20 protein-coding genes, 2 tRNA genes and 1 pseudogene are annotated in these 15637 nt (G+C 38.7%); 9 read left to right on the plus strand and 14 right to left on the minus strand.

What is annotated here, in order from left to right; all coding sequences use genetic code 11:
* Positions 1-29 precede the first annotated feature (29 nt).
* The 6 genes from MKL51_RS15090 to guaA form a co-directional block, all read right to left on the minus strand.
* Complete coding sequence (locus MKL51_RS15090) at positions 30-437, minus strand: OsmC family protein (RefSeq protein ID WP_002114081.1); 408 nt, start codon at positions 435-437, stop codon at positions 30-32.
* Positions 434-1381 carry a pirin family protein gene (locus MKL51_RS15095; protein WP_005071982.1) on the minus strand — a complete coding sequence of 316 codons (948 nt, stop codon included), beginning with the start codon at positions 1379-1381 and terminating at the stop codon, positions 434-436. Before MKL51_RS15095 ends, MKL51_RS15090 begins: the two co-directional genes overlap by 4 nt.
* 156 nt (positions 1382-1537) lie before the next feature.
* The gene (locus tag MKL51_RS15100; protein ID WP_002114086.1) at positions 1538-1843 is read right to left on the minus strand and encodes a DUF3861 domain-containing protein; all 306 of its coding nucleotides are present in this window, start codon (positions 1841-1843) and stop codon (positions 1538-1540) included.
* Positions 1844-1902: 59 nt separating this feature from the next.
* Positions 1903-2409, minus strand: a complete 507-nt coding sequence (locus tag MKL51_RS15105) for a PadR family transcriptional regulator (RefSeq protein ID WP_005804764.1) — start codon at positions 2407-2409, stop codon at positions 1903-1905.
* A gap of 214 nt (positions 2410-2623) precedes the next feature.
* Positions 2624-3412 carry an ANT(3'')-II family aminoglycoside nucleotidyltransferase gene (locus MKL51_RS15110; protein ID WP_005804765.1) on the minus strand — a complete coding sequence of 263 codons (789 nt, stop codon included), beginning with the start codon at positions 3410-3412 and terminating at the stop codon, positions 2624-2626.
* 65 nt (positions 3413-3477) lie between these two features.
* Positions 3478-5046: a glutamine-hydrolyzing GMP synthase gene (gene guaA, locus MKL51_RS15115; RefSeq protein WP_002114136.1), complete on the minus strand. Its 1569-nt coding sequence runs from the start codon at positions 5044-5046 to the stop codon at positions 3478-3480.
* Positions 5047-5431: 385 nt separating this feature from the next.
* Between guaA and MKL51_RS15120 the strand changes: the two genes are divergently transcribed.
* Positions 5432-6649, plus strand: coding sequence for a DUF445 domain-containing protein (locus MKL51_RS15120; RefSeq protein WP_014208114.1), 1218 nt, complete (start codon positions 5432-5434; stop codon positions 6647-6649).
* Between the two features lie 66 nt (positions 6650-6715).
* On the opposite strand, the gene MKL51_RS15125 is transcribed toward MKL51_RS15120, so the two are convergent.
* On the minus strand, positions 6716-7153 hold the full coding sequence (locus MKL51_RS15125) for a DoxX family protein (protein ID WP_002114126.1): 438 nt from the start codon (positions 7151-7153) through the stop codon (positions 6716-6718).
* 194 nt (positions 7154-7347) lie between these two features.
* Here MKL51_RS15125 and MKL51_RS15130 point away from each other — a divergent pair, with 194 nt between their 5' ends.
* The gene (locus tag MKL51_RS15130; RefSeq protein WP_005071971.1) at positions 7348-7989 is read left to right on the plus strand and encodes a DedA family protein; all 642 of its coding nucleotides are present in this window, start codon (positions 7348-7350) and stop codon (positions 7987-7989) included.
* 8 nt (positions 7990-7997) lie between these two features.
* Here the strand turns inward: MKL51_RS15130 and MKL51_RS15135 are convergent, their stop codons facing one another.
* The 5 genes from MKL51_RS15135 to MKL51_RS15155 all read right to left on the minus strand — a co-directional run bounded on the left by MKL51_RS15135 (position 7998) and on the right by MKL51_RS15155 (position 10831).
* Positions 7998-8588 (minus strand): LysE family translocator, encoded by a 591-nt coding sequence (locus MKL51_RS15135; protein ID WP_005804766.1) that lies wholly within the window; start codon positions 8586-8588, stop codon positions 7998-8000.
* Positions 8589-8802: 214 nt separating this feature from the next.
* Positions 8803-9189 (minus strand): hypothetical protein, encoded by a 387-nt coding sequence (locus MKL51_RS15140; protein ID WP_002114091.1) that lies wholly within the window; start codon positions 9187-9189, stop codon positions 8803-8805.
* 10 nt (positions 9190-9199) lie between these two features.
* Positions 9200-10042 (minus strand): ParA family protein, encoded by an 843-nt coding sequence (locus MKL51_RS15145; protein ID WP_005071966.1) that lies wholly within the window; start codon positions 10040-10042, stop codon positions 9200-9202.
* 76 nt (positions 10043-10118) lie between these two features.
* Complete coding sequence (locus MKL51_RS15150; RefSeq protein WP_005071964.1) at positions 10119-10511, minus strand: SirB2 family protein; 393 nt, start codon at positions 10509-10511, stop codon at positions 10119-10121.
* Between the two features lie 11 nt (positions 10512-10522).
* Complete coding sequence (locus MKL51_RS15155; protein WP_002114074.1) at positions 10523-10831, minus strand: BolA family protein; 309 nt, start codon at positions 10829-10831, stop codon at positions 10523-10525.
* Positions 10832-11061: 230 nt separating this feature from the next.
* Between MKL51_RS15155 and MKL51_RS15160 the strand changes: the two genes are divergently transcribed.
* Both MKL51_RS15160 and MKL51_RS15165 read left to right on the plus strand, forming a co-directional pair.
* A tRNA-Gly gene (locus MKL51_RS15160) sits at positions 11062-11137 on the plus strand.
* A 46-nt stretch (positions 11138-11183) separates the two neighbouring features.
* Positions 11184-11259, plus strand: a tRNA-Gly gene (locus tag MKL51_RS15165).
* Positions 11260-11706: 447 nt separating this feature from the next.
* On the opposite strand, the gene MKL51_RS15170 is transcribed toward MKL51_RS15165, so the two are convergent.
* Positions 11707-11916: a helix-turn-helix domain-containing protein gene (locus tag MKL51_RS15170; protein WP_017396932.1), complete on the minus strand. Its 210-nt coding sequence runs from the start codon at positions 11914-11916 to the stop codon at positions 11707-11709.
* A gap of 110 nt (positions 11917-12026) precedes the next feature.
* On the opposite strand from MKL51_RS15170, the gene MKL51_RS15175 reads away from it, so the two are divergent.
* The 5 genes from MKL51_RS15175 (at position 12027) to MKL51_RS15195 (ending at position 15077) form a co-directional block, all read left to right on the plus strand.
* Complete coding sequence (locus MKL51_RS15175) at positions 12027-12242, plus strand: hypothetical protein (protein ID WP_004684369.1); 216 nt, start codon at positions 12027-12029, stop codon at positions 12240-12242.
* Between the two features lie 13 nt (positions 12243-12255).
* Positions 12256-13437, plus strand: a complete 1182-nt coding sequence (locus MKL51_RS15180; RefSeq protein WP_270904346.1) for an Arm DNA-binding domain-containing protein — start codon at positions 12256-12258, stop codon at positions 13435-13437.
* Positions 13430-13678: a hypothetical protein gene (locus MKL51_RS15185; RefSeq protein WP_004684367.1), complete on the plus strand. Its 249-nt coding sequence runs from the start codon at positions 13430-13432 to the stop codon at positions 13676-13678. Before MKL51_RS15180 ends, MKL51_RS15185 begins: the two co-directional genes overlap by 8 nt.
* 69 nt (positions 13679-13747) lie before the next feature.
* Positions 13748-14320, plus strand: a complete 573-nt coding sequence (locus MKL51_RS15190; RefSeq protein WP_068534512.1) for a DUF1376 domain-containing protein — start codon at positions 13748-13750, stop codon at positions 14318-14320.
* A gap of 10 nt (positions 14321-14330) precedes the next feature.
* Entirely contained in the window at positions 14331-15077 is a 747-nt protein-coding gene (locus MKL51_RS15195; protein WP_068534509.1) for an ATP-binding protein, read from the plus strand.
* A 239-nt stretch (positions 15078-15316) separates the two neighbouring features.
* Here MKL51_RS15195 and MKL51_RS15200 read toward each other — a convergent pair.
* Positions 15317-15637: pseudogene (locus MKL51_RS15200) on the minus strand (transposase); the annotation flags it as partial.

Genomic DNA, 15637 nt, shown 5'->3' on the forward strand with positions numbered 1-15637 from the left:
AAATCATCCACCTCAACAAAATAGCATTTTTACGCTGTAACAAGCACAGTATGAATGTCTAAACTACGTAACAAAGTTTTAGTGACTGGGGTTTTACCGCATACCGCTAAGATTTTTTGTTGAAGCTCTTCGTTTGGCAAGTCTTTAAAAACAATACGACGTTCTATATGTTCTTCATGTTCTCTATTGGTATGAAAATCGATTTCAACCGAAAACTCACCAAAATCATAACCCTTATGCTTTGCGTACATTCTTAAAGTAATGAGCGTACACGCGGCTAAACTTCCAGTGAGCAAATCATATGGCGCTGGGCCTTGATCTTGCCCTTCTAGCTTCTCTGGCTCATCACAAAAATATTGGTGACGACCACTGGTGATTTCGCCCTTCCATTGTTCAGCAAGGGGCTTTGCTTTACTGCTTGCGATTACTGCTGTCATTTTGATGCTCTCATTTGATCTGGAAGAACAGGGGCTTCTAAACGTGCACCAACATAATCTGGGATTTCACCAAAACGTGCATCATGGTTAATCCATTGCTCACGGGCTTCTTTTAAATCATCCATTGTACGTGCAACAAAGTTCCACCATAGCAAAATTGGAGTCTCAAACGGTTCACCACCAACTAACAGCACACGGTTCCCTTTCTTTACTTCAATTTCGATCTCACTAAGACCAGTATCTAATACCACCATGTTGTCAGCCGTTAACTCATGGCCATTCACATGGGCAACACCATCTAATGCCATAAAACCATATTCAAACTCAGGATTTAATGGAATGCGGGTTTTAGTATCTTCGGTAGCAATGAGGTCAACACCCACTAACGGTGTATGTACCAAGACTGGGGAAGTCGTTGCCAAATATTCACCCACAAGCACGGTAAACTCTAGACCGTCTTTCTCAACAACAGGCAGTTCAGGATAATGTTCAAATTTCGGATCCATGTTGCGCTTAGCATCTGGTAAGGCAATCCAGAGCTGAGCAGCGTGCATTTGAGTTTCAGTATCAGGTGCAACTTCTGTATGTGAAATTCCGTGACCTGCCGTCATTAAATTAACTTGTTTAGGTCGAATCAGTTGTTTTGAGCCTAAGCTATCGGTATGCATCATGGTGCCTTCAATCATCCACGTGAAGGTTTGCAAACCAATATGAGGATGAGGACCAACATCTAAACCATCACCCGCCGGAAAAGTTACTGGGCCTGCATGATCTAAGAAACACCACGCACCAATCATTCGTTTTTGTCGGCTAGGTAAAGCCCGCTTAATGACTGTCCCCTGTCCAATTTCAGCAGAGCGAATTGGAAATTCCTGAATAAACTGATTGGCAAATTTTTCGCAATCCTTTGAATCAGAAATATCGTAATCATTATTATTGCTCATGATATTACTCTCTTTTACCTATGCTTTTGCAATGAGTCGTTGTAATGATCTTAACAATACACTCATTATTCAATATAGTCTTTTAGTAATACACAGGGTGCTATGAATGAGACAATCATTTGTTAATTACATAAAATTAAAGCTGCATTGAGCAGCTTAAGATGATTGAGTTTTAACGAGCTGTTTTAGGTTTTTCATAAATTGACCAAATTGTGGGAGAAACTCTTGAAATAGTGGGTGGTCACGGTTTTCAAGCATAACCTCACTAAAAAGTTTTAGTCCAACTCCAAAAGATTTTGTTGTTTCATCATCAAAAAAATCTGCTTTTTTTAAGCGTTCAACAATTTCAAAAATATCGTCATGATTTCCCGCATAGAATTCAAGGCGTTCAGTATAAGTAGACGCTTCTCCTTTTGCATTTTTTAAGTGTTGTACCGTGACATGATATTGATGTTGTTTCATATATAAATTCTCTCTTAAAATTAATAACTTTGAAAAATTTCAACTTGTTTAAGGTCGACTTATAGGCGCCCAATCGCAACAGCAGCCTGATCAATTTTTTCGGCAATTTGATAAATCTGCTCTTGCTGTAAACCTGCCGAGTTCAGCTTCAAACGCAAGGCTGTTTTTAGGTTTTCCATTGCACGGTGAATTTCGATTAATTCATCATTACTGTGGATTTCTCGTCTTAAACGTAGTTTTTCTAATAACTCTTTCAACTTGTCTTGTTGTTCAGTTAAGTAAGCCTTCCCAAATTCCGTGATTTGATATTGCTTACGCTCTACATCCAGCAAATTAATCAAATTCATTTCTTCAAGACTGGTTAATGTTGGATAAATTGTTCCTGCGCTTGGCGTATAGCCATCGCCTACCAAATCACTTATTTCTTTAATGATTTCATAGCCATGCTTTGGGTTTTGCTGAATGAGATGAAGTACCAAAAGTTTCATGCGTCCAGCTTCAAAAAGTCTTCCACGGCGTCCCGAACGATGATGTTCAGTATGATGCTGTTCTGATTGTTGCTTCATCTTTTAAGATCCAAAATGATCAATTTATAATTATTAAGATATATCTTAATATATCTTTGATCAAGTAAAAGTAATAAGAGTTGTTCTATTGGTTTGATAGTTATCAAAATTAATTTTGAGCTTTAAAATCTAAGTAATAAAAAAGAGTGCTTAAGCACTCTTATATAGCCACATGTTTAGCAAAGTCGGTAAATAAAGCCAGAATCAAAAATTATTATGTGATCAGATTTCTTTTCTGCTCAAACTGCTCTTCAATTTTTGAACTCAAAAAATTGACAATAGGCTGCAAAGCATAATGCTCCTCTTGCCAATTTTGTTTGCCGATTTCCCCTCTATATTCCTGTATAAGTCGCTGCAATACGAATTTCTGCTCATCAGGAAGCTGAGACATAACCCATCGTGCAGCATTGTCTTTTGAAGCAATATCCTTCATCACTAAACTAAAATAGATCCGGCATAAAGCTAAAATCTGGTTTCTTTCATCTGCATCTTCATCCCAATACGCTACAATTTCGGGATAAGTGTCAGACATTGCTTGCCATAGTTCTTGATCAGAAATTTCAGGTGCCCATTGGTTTAAAGCTGGCCCAAATAAAACTGTATGATGAGATCTCGCTTTTCTAAGCAATATACTAATATCTGGGTCTTTCTGTGAGCTCAGTGTGCCACCTTCTTTGAGCTCTTCACGCAGCCATTCACCAAATTGCATTTCATAACTTAAAGGATAAATTCCAGACTGAATCTCATCTTTTAATAAAATAGTAACTTCTAATGGTCTTTGTAATTCCCCAACAGGCTGTGAAATTTTTAGTAATTCTTGTGCAAGCTGCTCACGTAAAGCAGAAGTTAATGGTTGAGTGACCACGACCAGTACATCAAGATCACTTTCTGGCCCTAAACCACCGTCAACAGCTGAACCATAAAGATAAATTGCAAATAATGATTCCGCTAAAAGTTGCTGTAATTTTTCTTGTAGATATTCTAACTGAATTAAATCAGGCATCTCTCACCTCCTTCGGAAGAAACAGATATAAAAAAGGCAGGATTAAATCCTGCCTTTTCATTTAATTATTCCCACTCAATCGTTGCTGGTGGTTTAGATGACACGTCGTATACAACACGTGATACATCTTTAATTTCATTCATAATACGTGTTGAGATTTTATCAACTAATTCGTATGGTAAATGTGCAAAACGAGCTGTCATAAAGTCAACTGTTTCAACTGCACGAAGTGCGATTACCCATGCATAACGACGACCATCACCTACTACGCCAACTGACTTAACTGGTTGGAAAACAGCAAATGCTTGAGCAGTTTTATCATACCAACCACTGTCACGAAGCTCTTGCATGAAGATGTCATCAGCAAGACGAAGAATATCAGCATATTCTTTCTTCACTTCACCCAAAATACGAACACCTAAACCAGGCCCTGGGAATGGATGACGGTAAATCATGCTATGTGGCAAACCAAGTGTAGTACCTAACTTACGAACTTCATCTTTGAACAAGTCACGTAAAGGTTCTACCAATTCAAATGCTAAATCTTCTGGTAAACCACCCACGTTGTGGTGTGATTTAATTACGTGTGCTTTACCTTGTTTGCTTGCAGCAGATTCGATTACGTCTGGGTAAATCGTACCTTGTGCCAAGAATTTCACGCCATCAAGTTTACGTGCTTCTTCAGCAAATACTTCGATGAATTCACGGCCAATGATTTTACGTTTTTTCTCTGGATCAACTTCACCAGCCAATGCAGTTAAGAAACGTTGTTCAGCATCTGCACGAATAACACGGATACCCATGTTTTCAGCAAACATTTGCATCACTTGGTCACCTTCGTTTAAACGAAGTAAACCATTATCAACAAATACACATGTTAACTGGTCGCCAATTGCTTTGTGTAAAAGCGCAGCAACGACAGATGAGTCAACACCACCAGAAAGACCTAAAAGAACTTTTTCATTACCAATTTGTTCACGTAATTGTTCTACACGTAAATCAATGATGTGTTCAGGCGTCCAAAGACCGCCACATCCACAAATTTTATGAACGAAGTTTGCAAGTAACTCTTCACCTTTTGCCGTGTGTGTTACTTCTGGGTGGAATTGCACGCCATAGAAACGACGCGCTTCATCACTTACAGCAGCAACTGGACAGCTTGGTGTGCTTGCAGTAATGGTAAAGCCTTCTGGAATCTGGCTAACTTTGTCACCATGACTCATCCAAACATGAAGTTGGTTTTCACGGTCTTGTAAGTTACCAATCAGTTGGTCGCGTTTAACGATATCAACTTCGGCATAACCAAACTCATGTACAGTACCTGGCTCAACTTTACCGCCTAACTGTTCAGACATGGTTTGCAAGCCATAGCAAATACCCAATACTGGAACGCCTAACTCAAACACTACTTGTGGTGCGCGAGGGCTGCCTTCTTCATGCACACTCTCAGGTCCACCTGACAAAATAATGCCATTTGGCTTAAAAGCGCGAATGTCTTCTTCAGACATATCAAAAGCATACATTTCAGAGTAAACACCAGCTTCACGTACACGACGTGCAATGAGCTGACTATATTGAGAGCCGAAATCCAGAATCAGGATACGATCTTCAGTAATTTGAGTATTGGTAGTCATGACAAACCACTAAATGGCAAAAGAATTAAGCGCGCCATTTTAACATTTTTCGCGCTTCGGCGCACCGCAAATCATCATATATCTTATTTTTTTCATATCAGAATCATTTCTATAATTGGATTGTTTGATATAAATCAAAATTTACTTATATTTATCAACTGTATGGGTTACGCTTAAAAACTCCATGTGTATTGATAAATTCATCACATTCTATGCAACATCACCTTGAATTTGATGTTAAGATGAGCCGATAAAACAGGCATTACCATGGAAAGGTAAATACCATAAGCGATATTTGTCTGTGCTTAAACAATTATCCATTTTTATGGCTTGTTGCCCCCTATCAAAATCAATAGAAATCTAAGGAACAACAATGCTTCAAACTATGATTGCAGATTTCCAGCAACATTTTTGGTTGTATGTCTCTATTCCTTTTATGAGTGGTTTAATTGGCTATATCACCAAGGTGGTTGCCATCCAGATGATGTTTTCACCACTTGAATTTAAAGGTATTAAACCATTTTTGGGTTGGCAAGGCATCGTGCCTCGCAAAGCCGAGAAAATGGCAACCATTGCTGTTGAGCTCATGACAGCAAAGCTCATTAAGCCTGAAGAAATTTTTGCACGCCTAGATCCTAAACGTATTGCCAAAGAAATAGAAAAACCCCTACTTGCAGCGGCTGAAGATATTACCCGTGACGTTGCTCAAGAGTATCAGCCTGGTTTATGGGAAGGCATGCCAGAATTTGCTCGCCAAAGACTCATCCGTCGTGTGCAATCAAAAGCACCAGAAATTGTTGAACACATCATGAGCGAAGTACAACGTGATGTGAATCGATACTTTGATATTAAACATCTTGTTATCAGTAACTTGCTTAAAGATAAACGTTTACTGAACAATATTTTTAAACGTGTAGGGAAACAAGAATTTAAATTTTTCAGTAATGTAGGTTTTGTATTTGGCTTCGGTATTGGTGTGATTCAGATGCTGTGCTGGATTGTCACTCAAGGAAAATATCCTTGGATGCTACCTTTGTTTGGTGGTTTTGTGGGTTTCTTCAGTGACTGGATTGCACTACAAATGATGTTTAGACCACTTTATCCTAAAAAGATATTGGGTTACACATGGCAAGGGCTGTTTATTAAACGTCAAAATGAAGTTGCAGCTGACTATGCAGCTTTAATTTCTAAACAGCTTTTGACTTCACGTCACATGATGGAAGAGTTATTTTCGGGTACACATTCTGCACGTGTTATTGATCTGGTTAACCGCCATGTTAAACAAGAAATTGATATGCAAGCTGGGGTTATTCGTCCGTTAGTTGTATATGCAATTGGCGGAGAAAAATATCAGAATATGAAATCACAAGTTGCTGAACGTATTATGCAACAGCTTCCAGAGACGATGAAATATGTAGAGTCTTATGCAGAAGATGCAATGAATATTCGTAGCACACTCATTGAACGTATGCAAAAATTAACACCTTCTGAATTTGAAGGGATGTTACGTCCTGCATTTAAAGAAGATGAGTGGGCCTTGATTGCAGTCGGCGCAGTTCTTGGTTTCGTGGTTGGGGAATTGCAAATCCAATTTATGCTTTAATTTTTAAAATAAAGAAATAATAAAACCGGATGAATTGCTCATCCGGTTTTTATTTTGTCTTGAATATTATTTCTCGATTGCATGATCCAGACTAATACGGCCAGCACCATGAAGCATTAGGAAGAATAAACCACCTGCCATTGCTAAGTTTTTCATAAAGTGGATGCCATTATTGTATTGTGCCGCTGCATCAGCCCCACCTTGGTGGAACAAGAATGCAGTTAAAATACTAAAGATACCAAGACCAAAAGCTGCAAAGCGTGCTTGGAAACCAAATAACAAGGCTAAACCACCACCAAACTCAACCAAGATCACTAAAGGAAGAATCCCACCTGGTACACCCATTGCTTCCATATATCCTGCAGTTGCTGCATAACCGGTAATTTTCCCCCAACCAGCAACAAGGAAGATATAAGCCATAAGAAGACGAGCAATAAGGCTAATAAAACTGTCCGCGCCTGATTGCGTTACGATATTTTTGACCACTACATTTGGATTAAACATTTTGCCACCTTTATTTAAATGCTTATTTATTGATGAGCTCATTCTAGGTTTGGGACATTGATAATTAAATACTCAAAATCCATATATATCGTTGCACAAACAGGATGATCAATTTGTATATTTTTGATGTTTTATACTGACTTTCTATAGGGTCACTGCTAGGATTTGAGCACGGTTTACCACTTAATCATCTCATGGAACTTCTTGATTTTATTCTACACGTTGATCAACATCTCGCCGAGTTTATTACAAATTACGGGACGTGGATTTATGGCATTTTATTTTTAATTATCTTTGTCGAAACCGGTTTAGTGGTTATGCCGTTTTTACCGGGAGATAGTTTACTATTTGCAGCTGGTGCTTTAGCAGCATCTACAGGTGCGATGGATCCATGGTTATTGGGTGCTCTACTCTTCATTGCTGCCGTTTTAGGCGATACAGTGAACTACCATATTGGTCGTTTTATCGGTCCACGTGTATTTGAAATGAATTCACGATTCATTAATAAGCAGCATTTAATTAAAACTCAAGAATTCTTTGCTCGTCATGGTGGCAAGACGATTATTTTTGCTCGCTTTGTTCCATTTGCCCGTACTTTTGCCCCTTTTGTTGCGGGTGCTGGTAGCATGAACTATAAGTTTTTCTTAACTTATAATGTGATTGGCGCATTTTGTTGGGTCGCTTCTTTTGTGGCGTTGGGCTATCTATTTGGAAATATGCCAATCGTTAAAGATAACTTCACTCATCTTATTTTTGGCATCATTATTATTAGTGTTTTACCGGGCATCATCGGCTTTATACGTGAAAAGCTAAAAAGCCGTAAAACCAATGCTTAAGGCTTAATTTAGAAGAAACGGAATACCACTGGAAGCATACATAAAATAAGCAACATAGCCGATCCTTTATATAAATGATCGGCTTTTATTTTTTGTACTGGGCCCGTTAATAGTGCACGTCCAAAAATCATCCAGAAACTCGCAGCTGGAATGAGCGTCAATGTAAAAATACCAAATACCATTAGACAATTTTCAGGCGAATTCCATGTTTCGGCAGGGAAAATACCTGCAGCAAAAAGTAAAGATTTCGGATTTTTTAAGGTTGAGAAGAATAATTGACGTGGGCGAATGTTACGGTGAGTTTGACTAAATTGTTGTAAATGGGTGGTTTTCCATAATCGGAATGCCATCCAGAACACATACGCCACACTTATAATATGTAAAATGAGCAATAACGCCGGCCAAACTGGTGCTGCCAAATGAATAAACACAGCCCAAAAGCTAATACCGTAGGCATAGCCTAACCATTCCATAGGAATAAGCCAAAATGCTTTAGATAAACCTTGAGAATGAGCAGCGGTTGCAAGTAAAGCATTTGTCGGCCCAGGAATGAGCAAAACAGCCAACATTGCCAATACAAAAAACCAACTCTCAATCATAAAGTTTCCATAATATCCAAGATGGGGCCACCTTAAACGAAACAGGCAAAATATAGCAAGTTTATAAGGCTTTTTGATTACAGAAAATACAGAATTTTGGAAGCTTAAAAATTGATAAACCACTTATTTATATTAATTTTATTATGAAACATTTTGCTAAACTTTATTCATCACAACATGCCTTAGTTAGCATATTGTGATGTAAAGTTGACTATTAATTGGTCTTTTTACGGACAATAATTGGACAATTCTTAAACTGAGCAGCCTGAACAATTGCTTCTTGTTGACCTAAAACACGTGAAAGTTCGGTATTTTTCGTTGAAGAAGACTGTCCCATATTTACAGAAATAGATGGACCGAATCCCCAACCACCTCGTCCCCAGCCACCACCGAGTCCAAGACCAACACCCATACCTGTACTTTTTGGAGTTTGCACGCCATTGTCGATATATTGCTGAATACGGTTATATTCACTTTGTAGCTGTTGGCAGCTCAAAGATTGATATTGTGTCGGAGACACATAAGTCGGTTTTACCGTTGTAGCACAAGCGCCAAGGAGTAAAGTGGCTGCCACCAAAGGCGCAATATATAAGCCTTTCATCATTTTTCTCTTATCGTTTTGGCTCAATCTCACCAAACAATGTCTCATAAGCTTGAGTCAATTTATGTTCGGGTGCCAAATGGGCCAAAGGTAAATTTTTCTGATGCGATTCTTTCATCAAAATCGAAGGCGGTAACATGCTATTGAGTACAGGCAACCCTTCATCTTTTAACTGCTGAACCACTTCCCGAGGTAATTTTGCTTGGGATTGGAATTGATTCACCACAATTCCTTCAATTTCCAAGCGATCATTATGATCATCTTGCGTTTCGAGAACATTTTCAATCAATGTTTGTAACGCACGCTTTGAAAAAACATCACAGTCGAAAGGAATAAGTACTTTATCTGCCGCAATCAGAGCAGAAAGAGTAAAAAAGTTAAATGCTGGTGGTGTGTCTATATAAATACGGTCATATCGCCCAACTAAGTTTTGGATCGAATCACGTAATTTATAAATTTTATGTTTACTTTCAAGCGCATGTTCAAGCGCGCCAAGTGTAGGGCTTGCTGGAAGCACATCTAATTTTGCAAAAGGAGTTGAATGAACAAAACTGTCGAGATCTTTATTTCTTGGAGCTTTTAAAATTGAACCTAATGCGTTACCGATTAAACCCTTTTGTTGATTGTTGCCCAACACATCATCAAAGAAATTTTCGATATTTGGCTCTAAAATTGATTTTTCAGCAGAATAGGTTGCTTCGTCACCTAAAAGATACTGACTAGAATTGGCTTGAGGATCAAGATCGATCACCAATGTTCTTAAGCCATGTTTGGCACTAATTGCAGCCAAATTTACAGTAATACTTGATTTCCCTACACCGCCTTTTTGGTTAAACACCACACGAGTTAACATGTTTCCCTCTGCATATTATTTTACTGTACGCAGTTTAACCTAGAGCTTAATCAAAAAGGCAAAGAATGTAGAACAATTAAGCAAAAACAGGTTTCACAATCACTAAGATAATAATAGCAATAAATGCAATCGCACTAATGACCAAACCTGCACGACGCTGTGCCAACAAAAGAGTGTCATCTTTTTTAAAGGCTTTCATCAGGGAAGATAACAACACTAAAAATAGAATAATTTTAGCGTAAAACCACGGTTGTACTTGAAAGTCTTTCATGACTAACAAAATTGCACCCGTAATGAAAACCACGGTAAATGACAAATGTTGTAAGGCAACTAATACTTTACGCCCTGCTGGATTGGGTTGTTCACCTTGAACACCTATAAACAGAGTTGAAGCGCGTAAGACAAAGACCATAAGTGCAGCAGCTACCGCAGTCATATGAATAATTTTAGTGAGTAAATGTGCATCCATGAAATTAACCCTTAGCTTTTAGGTGCATGTGCACATTCTGGGCTAGCAGGTGCTTGACCTTGCCACTCACTTGGCAAATAAGCATGAATTGCTAAAGCATGAATTTGGCCCGGATTCATCAAATCAGAAGCTAAGGCGTATACTTTTTGATGACGTTGAACTAAACGCAATCCATTAAATTCGTCGCTCACTATAATCACTTTAAAATGAGATTCCTTGCCTGGAAAATAACCACCGTGCCCGGCAGACTCATTGATCACTTCCAAATGACTAGGTGCAAGTGTTTGTAACCGTTCAATCAACTGTTGTTCAAGGCTCATAGCTTTTCCTTTTACGATTATTCGTATATTTGAACCTAGTATACCTTGTCTACACACAAACAAAAGTTGCTCTTGTATGCTTTGACTTCAAACAAAATGTCTATTTATTCGGCAACTTAACAACAAAAATACCGCTAAATGGTCATTTCTGTTTTTATTTTATGCAATCAGCATAATTATTTGCATAAAGTTGTTGACCCTTGTTTTGCTTAATGTATTATAAGCGGCACGCGGGAATAGCTCAGTTGGTAGAGCATAACCTTGCCAAGGTTGGGGTCGCGAGTTCGAGTCTCGTTTCCCGCTCCAAATTGGTTTTTTTTTGAGAAAGTTTTAGTAAAAACTGCTTATATATGCGGGAATAGCTCAGTTGGTAGAGCATAACCTTGCCAAGGTTGGGGTCGCGAGTTCGAGTCTCGTTTCCCGCTCCAAATTCAGAAAGCCCTCATCGAAAGATGGGGGCTTTTTTATTGTTGATTTTATTAGATTTTTTAAAACAAGAAAGATTTTTAGACTGCTTTCAAATAACGTCTATCCCAACGTCTTCAATTTGCAGGTGACCATAAGTGACCAAAAAGTGCCTTCAATAAATCAAAAAGATAAGAACCCCTTTCTAAAACTGCTTAAAAAATTATTCCATCGAAAATTTCTATGTCATTAGACTTCTATTATTTTCAATTCAATATTTTTACAAGATCAAATAGGATCGTGACCAAATTTGGTCACGCAATAAAAATATCGACAAATACTAATCATTTCTAGTTTCAAAAACTCTGCCCAAAGAGCCAGATTTAACGACTGTTCTCACAATTAAAAATACTTCAAAAAAGGAAGGTGACCAAATTTGGTCACCTTATTTTTATTAATATTTCATTAACTTAGTCTTCATCAGCTTGTAATTTTAGAAGCTCCCCTACTTCTACATTTAGCAATAAGCAGAGCTTTTCAATAGTTTCAAAATCAATACGCGTCGATTGACCATTATAGAGTTTATGCAGAGTAGTTTTACTCATCCCTGTTTCACGCGCAACATCCGCAACCTTCATTCTGCGCTCAGCTAATAAGACTGGTAAATTGCAAACTATCATTAATTACCACCATTGTGTAATAAAGTACTTGCATGATGTATTAAATGCTTATAGTATTGCATTGTGATCTTAAATAACATCATTGTGATACTTTTTAAAAGGATATACATATGAACTTCACGTATCTTACTACAAAAGAACTGTCGGAACGAATTCATTACAACGAGCGTACTATCCGAAATCAACTCAAAGATAGTGTTTTACTCGAAGGCGTTCATTACATTCGCCCATTTGGTGGACGCAAAATTCTTTTTGTTTGGGAACGTATTGAGGAAGACATGACTAAAACCTCGTTCGGTTCTCTACATAGCCTACAACTACAATAGGAGTTTCAAGCCAATGGCTTCAATCCGTACTAGATACGGCAAGCTTACAATCGATTTTCGGTACTTAAATAAGCGTTGCCGTGAAACAACTGCAATGGAGGACACACCTAACAATCGCAAAAAACTTGAAAAAGCGATTGAACGTATGGAAGCTGAAATGCTCTTAGGTGTATTTGATTATGCAAAATATTTTCCCAAAAGTGCTCGACTGGCAGAAATTAAAGCTGCTGAAAACCAAATCAATGCAGTGAGTTCTAAAGCACCTGTTTTTTCTAAGTACTGTGAAATATGGGTTGCTGATAAAGAAATAGAATGGCGTAGCAGCTACGCAGAAAAAATTAGGATTGTTATTCGAAAATATTTAACTCCATATTTCGGAACAATTTCTGTTATTAACATCAAAAAGTCAGACATCCTTGGATTCCGTTCATCCCTCGCCAAAGTGACATACGGAAATAACCAAGAATGCCTTTCACCATCACGAATCAACCAGATTATGACAGTACTTCGTATGATACTAGATAGCGCATCCGAACGATATGATTTTGATAGCCCTTACAAAAACATAAAAAGTTTGAAAGAAGGTCGGATTGAAGTCACGCCTTTCTCTCTTGAAGAAGTTCAGCGAATTATTACATCTGTTCGTGACGACTTTAAACCTTATTACACCATCCGCTTTTTTACGGGTATGCGCACCAGTGAAATCGATGGCCTTCAATGGAAAAATATCGACTTGCAACGTCGTGAGATCCATATCCGTGAAGCGTTAGTGAATGGTGTTCTTGGTGGAACCAAAACGTATGGTTCTGACCGCACGATCCAGATGAATGACCGGGTGTACCAAGCCTTTCTGCAACAGAAAAGCCTCAACAACGGAAAATCGGACTTCGTCTTCTGCAACCGTGATGGTGGTCCTCTAGACTACCGTTTAGTTAATAAGCGTGTATGGCACCCTATCCTGCGTTTTTTAGGATTAACGCCTCGTCGTGCTTATCAAACACGTCACACAGCTGCCACACTTTGGTTATCTGCGGGTGAAAATCCTGAATGGATTGCACGTCAGCTAGGTCATTCGACCACTGAAATGCTGTTCCCTGTTTACAGCCGCTATATTCCCAATGTTACGCGTCGCGATGGCAGTGCATTTGAAGCCATGCTGGAAAGACTAAATACAGAGGAGCTTGCACATGAATAGTAAAGCTTTCTTTGGTGGTGTAGTCGTTAGCCCAGAAGCAGATATGGTCGCGCGTGAACTCATTCATGAGTTACACATTCCCAAACTGCACAATCTGGCCTTTTTGCTGGAAATCAATAAATGCTTCGATGATCACCAGGCGTTGAGACTTTGGCTACAGCGAATGCTGGATGATGGACAAGCCCATTACGACGACCTGGCCCAACAGGCTCGCCTCCGGTTAATGAGCTTAGCTCCCTGATCTAATAAATATACAAGGTCGTCCAATCGATGACCTTAGCCCCTCTATACCTATAAAAAAGGTGAACACATGCATAAAGATATTTCAATTTGGATGCCACTCTATATTGGCGACTTACAGGCAAAATTTGCACGAATGACTGCAGAGCAAATCGGTGCATCACTGCTGTTAATGATGGATTTCTGGAAAAATGGAACTATTCCTCATGATTTAGCAACGGTATGCAGCATCACGAAATTACCGCAGCATACCAAGGCTAAAACTTTGTTGAATACGCTGACAGCATTGGAATTATTTGAAGTCGAATCTGAACAAATTCTTTCAAGTTTTTTAACCAGTTTAAAAAACCAAGCATTGCAAAATCAACAGATGAAATCTGATAAAGCTAAAAATGCAGCTCAAGCACGCTGGAATAAATCTGCAAGTAATGCTCAAGCATCAACTATGCAACGAAAAGTAAATGCTCAAGCAGCTCTAGAGAAGAGCCTGAGTATTACTCAAGTCATGCTTGAACCATGCCCTTCATCTTCATCTTCATCTTCATCTTCATCTTCATCTTCATCTTCATCTTCATCTTCATCTTCATCTTCAAATTTTGAAGAAAAAAATGAGGATTTTTTAGAAAATTCAAAGTGGATTTAGGAGATCAGTCATGAATACCATGCTTAAAACACTCCAGTTTCACTCAGAAACAACGGAAACACTCTGTCCTACCCATCATACACCCCTGATGGAAATCGCAGGTCACAGGCTCTGTAAATTGTGTGCCAAAGAAACCGTGCATCACTCACATGCAGCCTATGAGGATGAACTGCAACAGCGATTGCTACAACAGAAAATTAAAAATTCAGGGCTCAATAAACGCTACCTGGATAGTGGCTTCAAGAATTATGTAGTTGCATGCCCTGCACAAGACAATATCATCAAGCTATGTCAGGCATTTGCACAGCAAATTATTTCTGACCACAACCCGAACATGTTGATGATTGGTACACCGGGTACAGGTAAAACCCATCTGAGTGCATCAATTATTCGCAACATTCTGCATAACAGTACAAAATCTGCACGCTACTATACCAGTGCAGAAATTGCTCAAAAAATGATGGATACTTGGTCAGATACTTCACGCTCTGAGAAAGAAGTCATCGACCATTTCTCCAGTTTTGATTTATTAGTGATTGATGAATATGGCCTGCATGACCGGCATGAAAAACGCCTGGAGATGGTACATAAGGTTTTGTATAGTCGTTATGACAACATGAAATCTACCCTTCTGATTTCCAATTTCACAGTCCAAAATATGCAGCGAGATTTAGGTATCCGATTATGGTCACGATTACATGAAAACAATTTGATTGTAGTACCGTGTTATTGGGATGATCAGCGGATAACCAAATAATACGACTCTTTACTTAAGCCAATTATCTCGCTGAAATAATTGGCTTTTATAATTAGATTTTTCAAAATTGCATTAATTGCATATTCTTATTAAATGGACAGATATTCTTATTTGAAGCTAAACACCCGTTCTTATTTGGTGGTGTTTCAAAAAGTATGCTGGCGTTAAACAAATCCGTTATTAAGGTGGCTTTGTTGCACAAAGATTTGAAATGCAAAGCGCCCCTAATTGAGCCAAATTTAAGGCGTAACTTGGGTAAGTGGTCGACCTAATTCCGTAAATCTGTTAAGGACGGCTACACGTGCATGGATCTCATTCACTTGGCTATCAAAACTCCTTGCACTGAGCTTATCTCCTAATAATTTGATGCAATGCATCTTAGTTTCAACCAAACTTCGCCGATGATAGCCTGACCATTTTTTCCAGAGTGTCCTGCCTAAACGTGTAACTGTTCGAAGTCATTCGTTTCGCTCTAGCGAGCTACTCTTTGTATCTTTCCATGGTTTCGCATTTTTTCTAGGTGGAATCACCGCATGCGCTTGCCGATCTGCAATGACCTG

It is taken from the genome of Acinetobacter sp. AOR18_HL, assembly GCF_027855145.1.
In the GTDB taxonomy this organism is placed as follows: Bacteria; Pseudomonadota; Gammaproteobacteria; order Pseudomonadales; family Moraxellaceae; genus Acinetobacter; species Acinetobacter pittii.